Here is a 12724-nt window from a genome sequence, read left to right as displayed (position 1 = left end):
CCTGCCAAGTAGTGGCGTGCGAACCGATGGGCGGGGAGGTTTGGCGGGTGGTGCTGCGCATGCCGGCGGGCAAGCTGCTGCGCTATCACGCAGGCCAATATCTGTTGCTGACCCGTCCCGACGGTGAAGCCTCGGCTTTTTCGATTGCATCTGCACCCCACGAAGGGCGCGATCTGGAACTGCATATCCTCGGCCGCGAACCCGCTACCTTGGCGCTCATTGAGGAGCTACGCAGCAAACGCATTGCTCAGGTGCAAGTACCTCTGGGCGACTGCCACCTCGCGCAGCTACCGGATCGGCCGATTGTACTGATTGCCGCTGGTACTGGACTCTCGCAGATGCAGAGCATGGTTCAGCACCTGCTGAATATTGGTTTTGCCCATGAACTGCATTTGTATTGGGGAGTGCGTCATGGTGATGAACTGTATCAGGCAGCCCATTGGGAGTCATGGACACAAAACAGCAAACTGGTGCTGCACCAGATCGTCAGCGATCACCCCGAATGGACCGGACGCCAGGGGCTGCTGCACCAAGCCATAAACCAAGACCTGGGCGACCTCAGCCAGTACGAATTTTACGTCAGCGGCTCACCGAGCATGGTCTACGCCACGCTAGATGCATTGGTCGAGGCCGGCATGCCCGCCGAACAGATGCACGCGGACGTATTCAGCTACGCCCCCCGGGATTAACCCGGAGGCGCAGCTGGCAGGCTCACCGCGGCGCCGGCATGGGTAATATGGGCAGGTCATGGACCATCAGCTCGAAGCCCTGACGCAGCATCGCCTGACTGGCCGCCTGATCACCCAGATGTTCAAGCAAGCGCACCAGCTCCGCGCAAGTCTGGATATCGCGCCGGCTGGCGTAGCTAGCCTCAAGATACTCCCGCGCTTTGCCCCATAGACTGTTGCGCAGGGCCAGGCGGCCTAATGCCAACAGCAGGGTCGCATTATGCGGATGTTCGGTCAGCCAATGTTCCGCAGTGGTCAAATGACGGGCAGGGTCCTTGCCCTGCACCATCCCATAGAGATGCACCAATCGCTCGTTGAAGGTCTGCCGAAGGGCGTTCCGCAGGGTTTCCTCAACCAGCTCGTCATGGCCTAGCGCACGCAGTTGCAGGCAGTAGGCTTCAATTAGCGCCGGATCCTGCTTCAGCAGCTTGGGCAGCGGCTCCCATACGGCGGTCACTGCATTGGTCTGACCTGGCTCCTGATGCTGCCCGCGTGACCCGGCCTGGCTTAGCAGCGCGATATACACCTGATGCTCCAACGCTTGCTGATCTGCCGGCTTGAGTAGCTTGTGGCGGCGCAGCTCGGGCAACAGTTGCTCCAGACGCTGCCAGTCTTCGAGCCGCGCGTACAACTGACCCATCAGCTTCAACGCATACAGATGCTTGGGATGGTCTTTACGCAGCCGAGTGAGGGTGGCCAGCGCCTGCTCCAACTGCCCACGGGCGATTTGCAACTGCGCCTGGGTCACGGCAATGGCTACGTCAGCCTTAGGGATCGTCTCATAGGCCTCGCGCAGCAGGCTATCGCACTCCTGGTAATCTTCCAGCTCATGGGCTGCACGCGCCGCTGCCAGATAGTTGATCAATGGCTGCTCGGTGTGCGGCGCCGAGCGCTTGAGTAAGCGTAGGGCATTACTCCAATGGCCCTCGGCAAACTCCAGCAAGCCTCGGGTGGCCACCTGGTTGGCTCGCCGCTCGCGATTGTGCCGGGACCAGGGATTGATTCGGCGTCCAGATACATTCAGCACCCTGATCACTGCCCGCAACAACGATAGCAACAGCCACAGGGCCAACAGAAAACCGACGCCAACCCAGATACTGGTCTCGATCGACATGTTGCGCCAGGCAATCAGTATGTAGCCGGGATCTTCGGCAACCGCCATACCCAGCAGCGCTGCGACCAGCAGTACGGCCAGTACAGCCAGATAACTTTTGCTCATTCGGCAGCCTCCCCATCAGCCGTAGCAGGGCTACGACGGCTCTGGATATAGGCAGCCAGGCCCTGCTGTAGCGGCGAAAGATCCGGGGGCGAGAGGCTAACCTCCTGCTCGGCAAGATTTTCCAGCTGCCCTTGCATGGCCCGAACCTGAGGGTTTTCCATCTCGAAATACTGGCGCAACATGCCGTCAGCCTGCTCCAGACTGGTCTTGTATACGTCCGATTCGCCGCGCAACGCGGCCCACTGAGCCTGTTCCATGGCCAGTTGCAGCGTGCGCTGCACGCGTTGCAGCTCAGCTTCATCCAACAATGGCGTAATGACCTTGCCACGCTGGAAATCCACCCGCACATAGCGCTCCAGGCGCATCAGCACCCGTTCAGCGCGGGTGCGCCTGGCCAATCGGTCTTCATACTCTTCTTCGACGCTGACCTCATCCGGATCAAATACCGGCACTGGCAACGCGACCAGACGCTTGACCTGTTCACGCATTGCCGCCAGACGCAGAAATACGCCTGAACGATCAATGACCGGCAATGCACTCAGCTCAGCCTGGAACTGCGCTAGTTGCTCGCGTACTGCAAATACGCCGCTGTCGGGTTGGTTCTGCAAAATAGTGTCCACCGCCGCAAGCAATTCGCGCGCCGAGGTAATATCCTGCGAAGCGAGCAGCCGCAAACTAGCCAGCCGCAGCAGATACTCTGCCTCCGCCAGCTTCCAATCTGACTGGGCATCACCTTGCAGGGTGTCCAGCCGCTGGCTGACGGCCTGTTGACTGCGTTGCAGATCAGCGCTCAGGCGTTCGATCTGCTGCCACTCACTGGCGCTGGGCAGACCCTCAAGACGTTCATCGACACGCTGTTGATTTTGTTGCTGAGCAAATTGCAACTGAGATAACTGCTCAGTTAAGGACGCTTCGCTCGCCTGCCGCTGGTCTGCTTGATACCACTGCCAACCGCTCAGCCCCAATGCCGCCAGTGCCACCAACAGCGCCAGCCCGGAAAGCCCACGGCTCGGTCCGGAGGGGGTTGCTGGTGGTGTAGGCGGCTTGCCGCCTGGGGGCGTGCCTGCGGGCGACTTGCCACCGGCGGGCGTTGACCCCGTATCCGATTTGGGTTTTACCGTGCTGCCGGGCGACGGCGCAGCCGTGCTCGACTGGCCGGCCGCGCTGGTAGTAGAACCCTTGGCTGCGCTCGCGGGGGGCGGCGTGACGGGCTCTACCGGGGGAGGAGTACCAGAATGAATACCACCTTTGGCATCCGGTTCGGCTTGAGCTACCGGGGTAACGCCGGGCTCCGCCGATAATACCGGCTGCGATGCGGGAGTAGGGGTGCCTGCTTTATCGCTCTTTTCGACCTTGGTGTCGCCCTTGCCGCTGCTGTTATTTTGATCTGTCGGTTTCACACTATTCCCCTTGTTACGTCAGCGGATGAGCCTTTACGGCTTCGATCACGGCGCTGTCATCTGCACCGCTGCATACTATTATGTCCCGGCAGCCCAACGCTGCTGCGCGGTCGGCCACGCGCTGGCTGGGCACCCAGCAGCGCCAACCGGCCTGCTGCAGCCACTGTTCGGCCGCTGCTTGATGCCAGTATTCAAGCGCCTGTACGCTCAGCACCAGTATGCCCGTCACACCAGCGTCAGCTGCTTCTGCTAGTGCGCTTGGTAATTTGTCTGCTGCGCAGCGGCGATACAATTCCAGATAGTCTACCCGCCCGCCCAGATTGCGGATCTGCTCGGCCAAATACTCGCGCCCGCCCACCCCGCGCCAGATCAGCACTCTGAGATGGCGAGTGAGCAACAGCGCCTGCCAGCGCGCCAAGGCCATCAATGCTTCTGAATCCTGACCCTGGGCAGGCGCTTGCGCTGGCAACCCGGCCGCTTGTAGTACAGCAGCGGTGCTCTGGCCCACAGCAAACCACTCAAGGCCCACAGGCATTTGCGGCCAATACTCATCCAAACGTTCCAGACCTAGCCTGGCAGCCACTGGGCTGACTACGATCACAGCGTGATACCGATCGATATCCAGCAGTAACTCACGCTGCGCTGGCGATTCGAGCTGTGGCTCAATATGCAGTAGTGGCATACTGCGAGTACGCACCCCAAGTTCGGCCAAGCTGCGCGCCAGGCGCTGGTTATCCAGCTCTGAGCGCGTCAGCAACAGCACCCCGCTCACTGCGGTTGAGCGTCCTGATAAACCGCATCAAGAATCTGTTGGGCACCCTGGCTGAGCAGATTTTCTGCGACCTGGATACCCAGAGCTTCCGGCTCAGACTCCGCGCCTGACGCTTCTGCCGTTAGTAACAGAGTGCCATCCGGATTGCCCACCATCCCCCGCAGCCATAGCTGACCATTCGCGCGCTCGGCGTAACAGGCAATCGGTACCTGGCAGCCGCCGTTGAGATGGGTATTCAGCGCGCGTTCGGCGCGCACCCGCAAGGCACTGTCTTCATCATTCAAGGGTGCCAGCAAGGCATGCAGCTCGGTATCCGCACTACGACACTCGATACCCACAGCCCCCTGGCCACCGGCAGGCAGGCTTTCCTCGGGAGGCATGGCGTATCGAATCCGCTGGTGAAAGCCAAGGCGCATCAGACCCGCTGCAGCCAGAATAATAGCGTCATACTCACCAGCATCCAGTTTGGCCAGCCGAGTATTGACGTTCCCGCGCAGAAACCGCACGGTCAGGTCCGGCCGGCGGGCCATGATCTGCGCTTGCCGGCGCAAGCTCGATGTCCCCACCACGCTGCCTTGCGGGAGGCTATCCAGCCGCTCGAAGTGGTTGGATACAAAGGCGTCACGCGGATCCTCACGCTCACAGATCGCGTACAAACCCAGCCCCTCAGGGAAGGCCATGGGAACGTCTTTCATCGAATGCACGGCCAAGTCGGCCTCATCATTGAGAATCGCGGTTTCAAGCTCTTTGACGAACAGGCCCTTGCCGCCAATTTTCGCCAGCGGCGAATCCAGCAGCTGGTCGCCACGGCTGACCATCGGGACCAGGCTGACGGTCAGCCCGTTGTGCAATTGTTCAAGGCGCGCCTTGACGAATTCGGCCTGCCACAGGGCCAGGGCGCTCTTGCGGGTGGCAATTCGCAGATGTCGACTCATGGGATTCTCTTTCAAAACCAGCCCGCATGATACGCCATGCCTGGCTTGGCATCCATGCGGGTCTGCGTCGCAAGCCCGGGTGCGAAAAAATGCCTCACAATTGCCCCATAAGCTTGCGCAGACCAGGGACGTGCCGGCGGCTGACGGTCAGGGCCTCCTCGGGCAGCCCCTTGAGCTGCAACTGAAAGTGGCCTATCGAGCTACGCTGCAGCCGCTCAATGCGATGCCGGGCGACCAGGGCATTGCGGTGGATGCGCACGAAATAGTCGCCGAACTCATCCTCCAGGGCTTTGAGTGGTTCGTCCAGCAGCACTTCTCCATCGGTGTGCCGCAGCGTCACATATTTATGATCCGCGATAAAATACAGCACCTCATCGATGGGGATCAGCTCGACGCCTTTGCGGGTTCTGGCGCTGATATGGCTACGGGCCTGCATTGTCTCGCCCTGACCGTTAACCCGGCCAAGACTGCACAGTTGCATCCGATTGAGCTTCTGCGCCTTGGCCAATGCCTCCGCCAAGTCTTCGCTGCGCACCGGCTTGAGCAGGTAGCCAACGGCGCTGACGGCAAAGGCGTCTAGTGCGTACTCGCCATGCGCCGTGCAAAATATCACGGCGGGGGCATCGGCCATCTCGCATAGCCTGGCAGCGGCCTGCAACCCGTCCATGCCGGGCATGCGGATATCCAACAGTACGATATCCGGCTGCTGCTCGGCGATCAGTTGCAGCGCCTCCTGACCATTGGCGGCACTCGCGGGCAGCGGCTCATAGCCGGGTAACGCAGTAATTAGTCGGGCCAGTCTCTCTCTGGCCAAGGGTTCATCATCGGCGATAAGTACTTTCATGCCTTAATGACTTCTCTGCAAAATGGACAAGGGGTGATTACAAGGATAGACCAGCCTGCTGAAGAAGCGCGCCTCTTCACGCCAGGATTCGACTTTTGCCTCAGGCCCAAACAGCCCGGTTAGTCGCGCACGAATATTATCCAGCGCCATACGCGCGCCTTGATGGTTGGTCTCCAAGGGTGGACAACTGTTTGACACCAGTAGTTCGACGCAGCCCGCATCCCAACGCCCTACGATACAGATATCACCGCCCTCCAGGCGCGGCTGCAGGCCGTGCAAAATGGCATTTTCCAACAGCGGCTGTAGCGTCAGTAACGGGATGGGTGTGGCAGGCGGTAGCGCAGCGATATTCCAGCTAACCTGTAATCGATCGCCCAGGCGATACTGTTCAATCCGCAGATAACCCTGGCACAGCCGTAGCTCCTCCTCCCAGGTCGCGACGCCGTCCGCTTCAGATAAGTTGGCGCGAAATAAATCCGCCAAATCCAACACGGCGTTTTCGGCTTTGTGTGGAGCGCTGCCAATCAGACTGACAATGCTGTTGAGACTGTTGAACAGAAAATGCGGACGAATGCGTGATTGCAGTGCCTGCAGGCGAGCCTTCAGTTCGGCCTGCTGCTGGCGTTGCCATTGCTGCTGCAAATAGAAGTAGCGCAATAACAAACTGGTCATGATCAGCGCGATCAGACCATGCCTGAGCATCTGTTGCAGGTGGAACTCGGGCGGCCCCAACATACCGGCGCCCAGTACCCAGTCGGCCATGACGCTGAAAAACAGCGTGAGCCCCACTACCACGGTGAAGCACATAGCCAACGCCAGCAGCAACGCCCGCCGCTGCATCCAAGCGCGCAGCCGGCAAAGCAACGCCGCAGACAACAGCACGATCCACTGTACAAATAACGAGGCCATGGCCAGGCTCAGCCAATCAAAGCCGCCCGCCACCGGTACCGCGAGCACCAGAATCAGCACGAGCAATTCAGCCAGTACCACCAGGGTGAAAACCGCCATGGAGGAACACAGGTCCGGGAGGAAGAAATCTTCCCCCGCATAGGGTTTACTGAGCAGTGTCCAGAGTCCGTTCTTCATCGGTCAAGTGTCCGCCAGCGGGGCGCCATCACGCAAGCATGAAGTGGTATGCTATCGACCTTTGCCAGCCAAACTTTTCACATTGCGAGCCAACGCGACCTATGAGCCAAGATCAGACAACCAATCAATCCTGGGGTGGCCGTTTCAGCGAACCGGTTGACGCCTTTGTCGCCCGCTTCACCGCCTCGGTGGATTTTGACAAGCGCCTGTACAAACACGACATTCAGGGCTCGATTGCCCATGCCACCATGTTGGCCAAGGTCGGCGTGTTGAGCGAGGAGGAGCGCGACAGCATCCTTGCCGGACTACGCAGCATCCAGAGCGAAATCGAAGCGGGTCAGTTTGACTGGCGGGTGGATCTGGAAGATGTGCACATGAATATCGAGGCGCGGCTGACCGCGCAGATTGGCGTCACCGGCAAAAAGCTACACACCGGCCGTTCACGTAACGATCAGGTGGCCACCGATATTCGCCTGTGGCTGCGCGAAGAAATCGACATCATTCTGGTCGAACTGGCGCGCCTGCAGACCGGCCTGCTCGATCAGGCCGAGCGCCATGCGCATGTAATCATGCCCGGCTTTACCCATTTGCAGACCGCGCAGCCGGTGACCTTCGGCCATCACCTGCTGGCCTGGTTCGAAATGCTTTGCCGCGATCGCGAACGCCTGCTCGATTGCCGCAAGCGCGTCAACCGCATGCCACTGGGCAGCGCTGCACTGGCCGGCACCACCTATCCGATCGATCGGCAGATGACCTGCGAACTGCTCGGCTTCGATGCGGTATCCGGCAACTCGCTGGACGGCGTATCCGATCGCGATTTTGCCATCGAATTCTGCGCGGCGGCGTCCGTGGCCATGATGCACCTCTCGCGTTTCTCCGAAGAACTGGTGCTGTGGACCAGTGCGCAGTTCAACTTTATCGATCTACCCGACCGCTTCTGCACCGGCTCCTCAATCATGCCGCAGAAGAAGAACCCGGATGTACCCGAGCTGGTGCGCGGCAAGACCGGCCGCGTTTACGGCCACCTGATGGGCCTGCTGACCTTGATGAAGAGCCAGCCACTGGCCTACAACAAGGACAATCAGGAAGACAAGGAACCCTTGTTCGACGCCGCTGATACGCTGCGCGATTGCCTGCGCGCCTTTGCCGACATGATCCCGGCGATCCAGCCCAAGGTGCCGGCGATGCGCGAAGCCGCCCTGCGCGGCTTCTCCACCGCCACCGATCTGGCCGATTACCTGGTGCGCAAAGGGCTGCCGTTCCGTGACTGCCACGAGATCGTTGGCCATGCGGTGAAGTACGGCGTGGAGTCGAGCAAGGATCTGGCCGAGATGAGCCTGGATGAGCTGCGCCAGTTCAGCGACCAGATCGATCAGGATGTGTTTGAGGTGCTGACGCTGGAAGGCTCGGTCAATGCCCGCGACCATATCGGTGGCACGGCGCCCAAGCAGGTGCTGGCGGCAGTCAAACGCGGTCGTGAGCTGTTGGCTGAGTAACGCTTGAAACAGAAGGCCCTGGCACAAAGCAGGGCCTCCTCTTCAGTCAGGCGTTAGGCTGCTGCTGAGTGATGCAATGAATATTGCCACCACCCAGCAAGATCTCCCGCCCCGGCACCATCACCACCCGCCGATCCGGGAACAACTGCTCCAACAGGGCTTTTGCCGGTTCATCCTGCGGATCATCAAAGCTGGGTGCGATGATGCCGTCATTGACGATCAGGAAATTCACGTAGGAGCCGGCCAGTCGAATCGATGGATCGCGTGGCTGTGAACCAGCTACCCGATCCACGCCAGCACATTCTTCTGCGGTGGCGTAGAGCGGACCCGGGATCGGCATGCGATGCACCTTCAGTTCACGCCCCTGCGCATCGCGGCTGGCTTCCAGTATTCTTAGCGCCTTCTGACAGCGGTCGAAATTCGGATCTTCCGGATCATCGGTCCAGGCCAGCAGTACTTCACCGGGCCGAATAAAACAGCAAAAGTTGTCGACATGCCCATCGGTTTCGTCATTGAACAGCCCTTCCGGCAACCAGATTACCTTGTCGATGCCCAGGTGGTCGGCCAGCTTGATTTCAATTTCTTCGCGTAGCAGATGCGGATTGCGATTGGGGTTGAGCAGGCACTCTTCGGTGGTAATCAGCGTGCCTTCACCGTCCACATGAAAAGCGCCGCCCTCCAGCACAAAACCCTCGGTGCGATAACGCGGGCTGCGCACCAGGCCGAGTATCTTGTCAGCAACCTGATCGTCGCGCTGCCAGGGCCAGTACAAACCGCCGTTAAATCCGCCCCAGGCGTTGAAGGTCCAATCCACGCCGCGCAACCCACCATGGGGATGGGTGACAAAGGTCGGGCCAGTGTCGCGCACCCAGGCGTCGTCTGCGGTCAACTCGACCACGCGGATACCGGGGTGGCTCAGCTGCAAATTGGCGTTTTCGTACTGCGCCGCAGACACACACACAGTCACCGGCTCAAAGCTGGCAATCGCCCGCGCGACGTCGGCAAAGGCTGCTTGAGCTGGCTTGGCTCCCAGCCGCCAATTGTCCGGGCGCTCGGGCCAGATCATCCAGGTCTGGCTGTGCGGAGCCCACTCGGCAGGCATGCTGTAACCATCGGCGCGGGGCGTACTATGCAAGGTATACATCGTGATCAGGACTCCAGTGAACCATCCAGGGTTTTGATCGGGCCATATAGATTAGGCCGGCGATCACGGAAGCTACCCCAGGCACTGCGGATATGTTCAAGCTCGTCGAGATCAAACTGCTGCACCAACACGCCCTCTTCAGTTTCGTTCAGCTCCTGGACCTTGGCCCCGAACTGATCAGCAATAAACGAGGAGCCATAGAAGGTAATGTCATAGTCGTCCTGCTCCTCGCGGCCAATGCGATTGCTCGCCACCAAGGGCATCAGGTTGGCACCGGCATGGCCTTGCTGCACACGCTGCCAGTGATCGCGTGAGGTGATATTCGGATCATGCGGCTCGCTACCGATGGCCGTGGGGTAGAACAGAATTTCCGCACCCATCAAGGCCATACTGCGTGCGCATTCAGGGAACCACTGATCCCAGCAAATACCCACACCAATCTTCGCATAGCGGGTCTGCCAGACCTTGAAGCCGGTATCGCCAGGATTAAAGTAATATTTTTCGTGGTAACCGGGGCCATCCGGAATATGGCTCTTGCGGTACAAACCCAGATTGCTGCCGTCGGCATCGATAATCACAATGCTGTTGAAGCGCGCGCGACCAGCCAGCTCGAAAAAGCTGATCGGCAACACCACTTCAAGCTCCTTGGCCAGCGCCTTGAAGTGGGCGATAGCCGGATTCTGGTCGATGGTCGTGGCCAGTTGTAAATACTCGGCGTTGGGCTTCTGGCAGAAATAAGGGGTTTCAAACAACTCCTGAATCAGGATGATCTGCGCGCCTTTAGCCGCAGCTTCGCGTACCAGCTTTTCGGCTTTATCGATATTGGCCTGACGATCCCAGGAACAGCTCATTTGGGTGGCGGCGACGCTAACGAGACGACTCATATCACACTCCTGCAATAACAATAGATGGGCTGCCGGGCGAGCCCGACACCTGTAAATAAATGTACTGCACATTCCATAATGGTCAGACTACCCCAAGTGGATTCTGACGATAAAAGGCCTGCAGTTGCCGGTATACACCGGGCAGTGACTCGAACAATCTGCGCGGCTGCTCGAAGAAAACTTCACTGAGCACGGCAAAAAATTCAGCAGGGTCCTGCAGCGCGTAGTCGTCCACCGGCAACCGCTCGCCACGCTGGTACCTATTTTGTAGATAGTCCCAGGCGCGGGTGAACTCGTGCTTCCACTGCACCGGGTGCATGTCCGCATGCAGCGGCGGCGCCCCGTTGGCGCCATCCCAACGCATATCCAAGGTGTGCGCCAGTTCATGCAATACCACATTGACCCCGGTAGCGCCGCCAGCGTGCTCGACATCCTGCCAGGACAACACCACAGGCCCGGACTGCATGGTCTCGCCGCTCAAGGCACGCCGCTCGGCATGCACTACGCCGAACTCGTCGTGCCACTCATGCTCGGCAACAAAGGGGCCGTCATACACCAGAATGGTTTTCCAACGGTCGTACCACTCGAGCCCGAGATTCAGTACCGGTACCGCTGCCATCCCGGCAATACGCAGACGCATGCTGTCGGTCAGTTGCAGCTCACCAATGCCTTGCAGCCGCTTGTGCAGCAGCAAGTGCAAGGCCAACTGCTGCAATCGCTCCTGCTCTGCAGGAGGATAGCGCAGGTACACAGCCCAGTCGCCAAGCGCCAACTGCCAATCCCTCGGGGTTACCCCCAGAGCATCAATGCGCCGGGCGTCACGCCACTGTTTGAAATCCTCCAACACGACCGACCCTCCAGGCTCAATTAACGCGCATCACGCAGTCGATACCATAACAGGGCCAGCGCTCGAATGCCGGTTTGCAGGGCAACGCCTGGTGGAACCGGCGCATGCTTGAGCCGCGCAAACAGATCAAAGCCCTGCTGCTGCCCCATCACCGCCTCGGCCATCAACTTGCCCGCCAACCCAGCTAGCGCGACACCCTGGCCGGAATAGCCCTGGGTGAACAACACGCGCCCTCCCAGCCGACCGAAGTGCGGTGCCTTGCTGGCGGTCATCGCCACCTGACCACCCCACAGGTACTCGAAATCGGTTTGCCCCAGCGCCGGAAACACTTGTGTCATGCGCTGGCGCATGGTCTGGCGCAGCGCCTCGGGCCTGGCATCACGGGCACTGGCGCGACCGCCAAACAATAACCGGCCATCGGCGCTGAGCCGGTAATAGTCGATCAGGGTGTTCATATCACAGACCGCTGCCCGTGAAGGGATCAGCTGATCAACCAGCTCGCCCAAGGGTGCGGTAGCACCCACATAACTGCCAATAGGCATAAAGCGCCGCTGCTGCCAGGGCAGAAGCTTGCCTATATAGGCATTGCCGGCGAGCAACAGATGTCCGGCTCTGACCTGCCCTTGCGTCGTGTCCACCGTTACGCCCGTATTGTCCTGGCGATAACTCAGTACCTGGGAGTTTTCGAACAATTTTGCGCCATGCTGCTCGGCCGCCGCCGCCAGTCCGAGCACGTATTTCAGCGGATGCAGGTCGCCGCCACCCCAATCCATGACGCCAGCCTGATAGTCGGCCTGGAGCAGACCCTGCAAGCCCGCACGGTCATGAAATTGCAATTGGTCATAGCCAAGCTGTTCCAGGCGCGCCTGCCAGGCCTGCAGCTCCGGCACATGCCGTGGCTTGTTGGCAACCAGCAGAATGCCCTGCTTCAGTTCACAGTCAATCGCATAGTCGGCTACGCGCGCGCGCAGCAGTGCTACGCCATCTAGGCTAAGTTGCCAGAGCGCGCGGACGGCTTCGGCTCCCAGCTGTTTTCCCAGCGTGGACTGATCTGCCGCCAAGCCGGGATTGATCTGCCCACCGTTGCGTCCGGAGCAACCCCAGCCCACCTGTTCTGCTTCAAGCAAGGCGACAGTTCTACCGGCCTTGGCCAGTTCGAGTGCGGCCGACAGGCCGGTGAACCCGCCGCCGACGATGCACACGTCCACACTCAGTTCGCCGTGTAATCTCGGACGTGGCTGTTGTGGCGGTATGCTGGCTTGGTACCAGGATTGGTTTTCTATCATGTCTCTACACTGTGCCTTTTAAACCGTGCCCTTCGATTCTGCCTGGGCGTGCACCTGCGCCACTTCCGACGGCCCTGCCTGGA

The 12724-nt window shown here is 59.9% G+C and carries 12 protein-coding genes; 2 read left to right on the top strand and 10 right to left on the bottom strand.

Annotated features, from left to right (window positions below; all coding sequences use genetic code 11):
* A partial coding sequence (locus K787_RS0114570; protein WP_022963541.1) for an NAD(P)H-flavin reductase occupies window positions 1–689 on the top strand: 689 nt, incomplete at its 5' end.
* A gap of 22 nt (window positions 690–711) precedes the next feature.
* Here the strand turns inward: K787_RS0114570 and K787_RS0114565 are convergent.
* The 6 genes from K787_RS0114565 to K787_RS0114540 all read right to left on the bottom strand — a co-directional run bounded on the left by K787_RS0114565 (window position 712) and on the right by K787_RS0114540 (window position 6984).
* Window positions 712–1947, bottom strand: a complete 1236-nt coding sequence (locus tag K787_RS0114565; RefSeq protein WP_022963540.1) for a heme biosynthesis HemY N-terminal domain-containing protein — start codon at window positions 1945–1947, stop codon at window positions 712–714.
* Window positions 1944–3347, bottom strand: a complete 1404-nt coding sequence (locus K787_RS23290) for a uroporphyrinogen-III C-methyltransferase (RefSeq protein ID WP_022963539.1) — start codon at window positions 3345–3347, stop codon at window positions 1944–1946. The genes K787_RS0114565 and K787_RS23290 overlap by 4 nt, the downstream gene beginning before the upstream one ends.
* 13 nt (window positions 3348–3360) lie before the next feature.
* Entirely contained in the window at window positions 3361–4119 is a 759-nt protein-coding gene (locus K787_RS0114555; RefSeq protein WP_022963538.1) for a uroporphyrinogen-III synthase, read from the bottom strand.
* Window positions 4116–5054 (bottom strand): hydroxymethylbilane synthase, encoded by a 939-nt coding sequence (gene hemC / locus K787_RS0114550; protein ID WP_022963537.1) that lies wholly within the window; start codon window positions 5052–5054, stop codon window positions 4116–4118. The genes K787_RS0114555 and hemC overlap by 4 nt, the downstream gene beginning before the upstream one ends.
* A 94-nt stretch (window positions 5055–5148) precedes the next feature.
* The gene (locus tag K787_RS0114545; RefSeq protein ID WP_022963536.1) at window positions 5149–5898 is read right to left on the bottom strand and encodes a LytR/AlgR family response regulator transcription factor; all 750 of its coding nucleotides are present in this window, start codon (window positions 5896–5898) and stop codon (window positions 5149–5151) included.
* Between the two features lie 3 nt (window positions 5899–5901).
* Window positions 5902–6984 carry a sensor histidine kinase gene (locus K787_RS0114540; protein ID WP_022963535.1) on the bottom strand — a complete coding sequence of 361 codons (1083 nt, stop codon included), beginning with the start codon at window positions 6982–6984 and terminating at the stop codon, window positions 5902–5904.
* A gap of 101 nt (window positions 6985–7085) precedes the next feature.
* Between K787_RS0114540 and argH the strand changes: the two genes are divergently transcribed.
* Complete coding sequence (argH, locus tag K787_RS0114535) at window positions 7086–8480, top strand: argininosuccinate lyase (protein ID WP_022963534.1); 1395 nt, start codon at window positions 7086–7088, stop codon at window positions 8478–8480.
* A 46-nt stretch (window positions 8481–8526) separates the two neighbouring features.
* On the opposite strand, the gene aguA is transcribed toward argH, so the two are convergent.
* The 4 genes from aguA to K787_RS0114515 all read right to left on the bottom strand — a co-directional run bounded on the left by aguA (window position 8527) and on the right by K787_RS0114515 (window position 12641).
* Complete coding sequence (gene aguA / locus K787_RS0114530; protein WP_022963533.1) at window positions 8527–9624, bottom strand: agmatine deiminase; 1098 nt, start codon at window positions 9622–9624, stop codon at window positions 8527–8529.
* A gap of 5 nt (window positions 9625–9629) precedes the next feature.
* Window positions 9630–10508, bottom strand: coding sequence for an N-carbamoylputrescine amidase (gene aguB / locus K787_RS0114525; protein ID WP_022963532.1), 879 nt, complete (start codon window positions 10506–10508; stop codon window positions 9630–9632).
* Between the two features lie 82 nt (window positions 10509–10590).
* Window positions 10591–11355 carry a M90 family metallopeptidase gene (locus K787_RS0114520; RefSeq protein WP_022963531.1) on the bottom strand — a complete coding sequence of 255 codons (765 nt, stop codon included), beginning with the start codon at window positions 11353–11355 and terminating at the stop codon, window positions 10591–10593.
* Window positions 11356–11375: 20 nt separating this feature from the next.
* Window positions 11376–12641 (bottom strand): NAD(P)/FAD-dependent oxidoreductase, encoded by a 1266-nt coding sequence (locus K787_RS0114515; RefSeq protein ID WP_022963530.1) that lies wholly within the window; start codon window positions 12639–12641, stop codon window positions 11376–11378.
* Window positions 12642–12724 lie beyond the last annotated feature (83 nt).

It is taken from the genome of Halopseudomonas pelagia CL-AP6, assembly GCF_000410875.1.
GTDB lineage: Bacteria > Pseudomonadota > Gammaproteobacteria > Pseudomonadales > Pseudomonadaceae > Halopseudomonas > Halopseudomonas pelagia.
This window is presented reverse-complemented; position numbering and strand designations above follow the sequence as displayed.

What these genes read in the sequence shown, in the direction of transcription:
- K787_RS0114545 (WP_022963536.1), bottom strand. Translation starts at nt 5,898, where the DNA reads ATGAAAGTACTTATCGCCGATGATGAACCCTTGGCCAGAGAGAGACTG.
- aguA (WP_022963533.1), bottom strand. Translation starts at nt 9,624, where the DNA reads ATGTATACCTTGCATAGTACGCCCCGCGCCGATGGTTACAGCATGCCT.
- K787_RS0114565 (WP_022963540.1), bottom strand. Translation starts at nt 1,947, where the DNA reads ATGAGCAAAAGTTATCTGGCTGTACTGGCCGTACTGCTGGTCGCAGCG.
- argH (WP_022963534.1), top strand. Translation starts at nt 7,086, where the DNA reads ATGAGCCAAGATCAGACAACCAATCAATCCTGGGGTGGCCGTTTCAGC.
- aguB (WP_022963532.1), bottom strand. Translation starts at nt 10,508, where the DNA reads ATGAGTCGTCTCGTTAGCGTCGCCGCCACCCAAATGAGCTGTTCCTGG.
- hemC (WP_022963537.1), bottom strand. Translation starts at nt 5,054, where the DNA reads ATGAGTCGACATCTGCGAATTGCCACCCGCAAGAGCGCCCTGGCCCTG.
- K787_RS0114540 (WP_022963535.1), bottom strand. Translation starts at nt 6,984, where the DNA reads ATGAAGAACGGACTCTGGACACTGCTCAGTAAACCCTATGCGGGGGAA.
- K787_RS0114515 (WP_022963530.1), bottom strand. Translation starts at nt 12,641, where the DNA reads ATGATAGAAAACCAATCCTGGTACCAAGCCAGCATACCGCCACAACAG.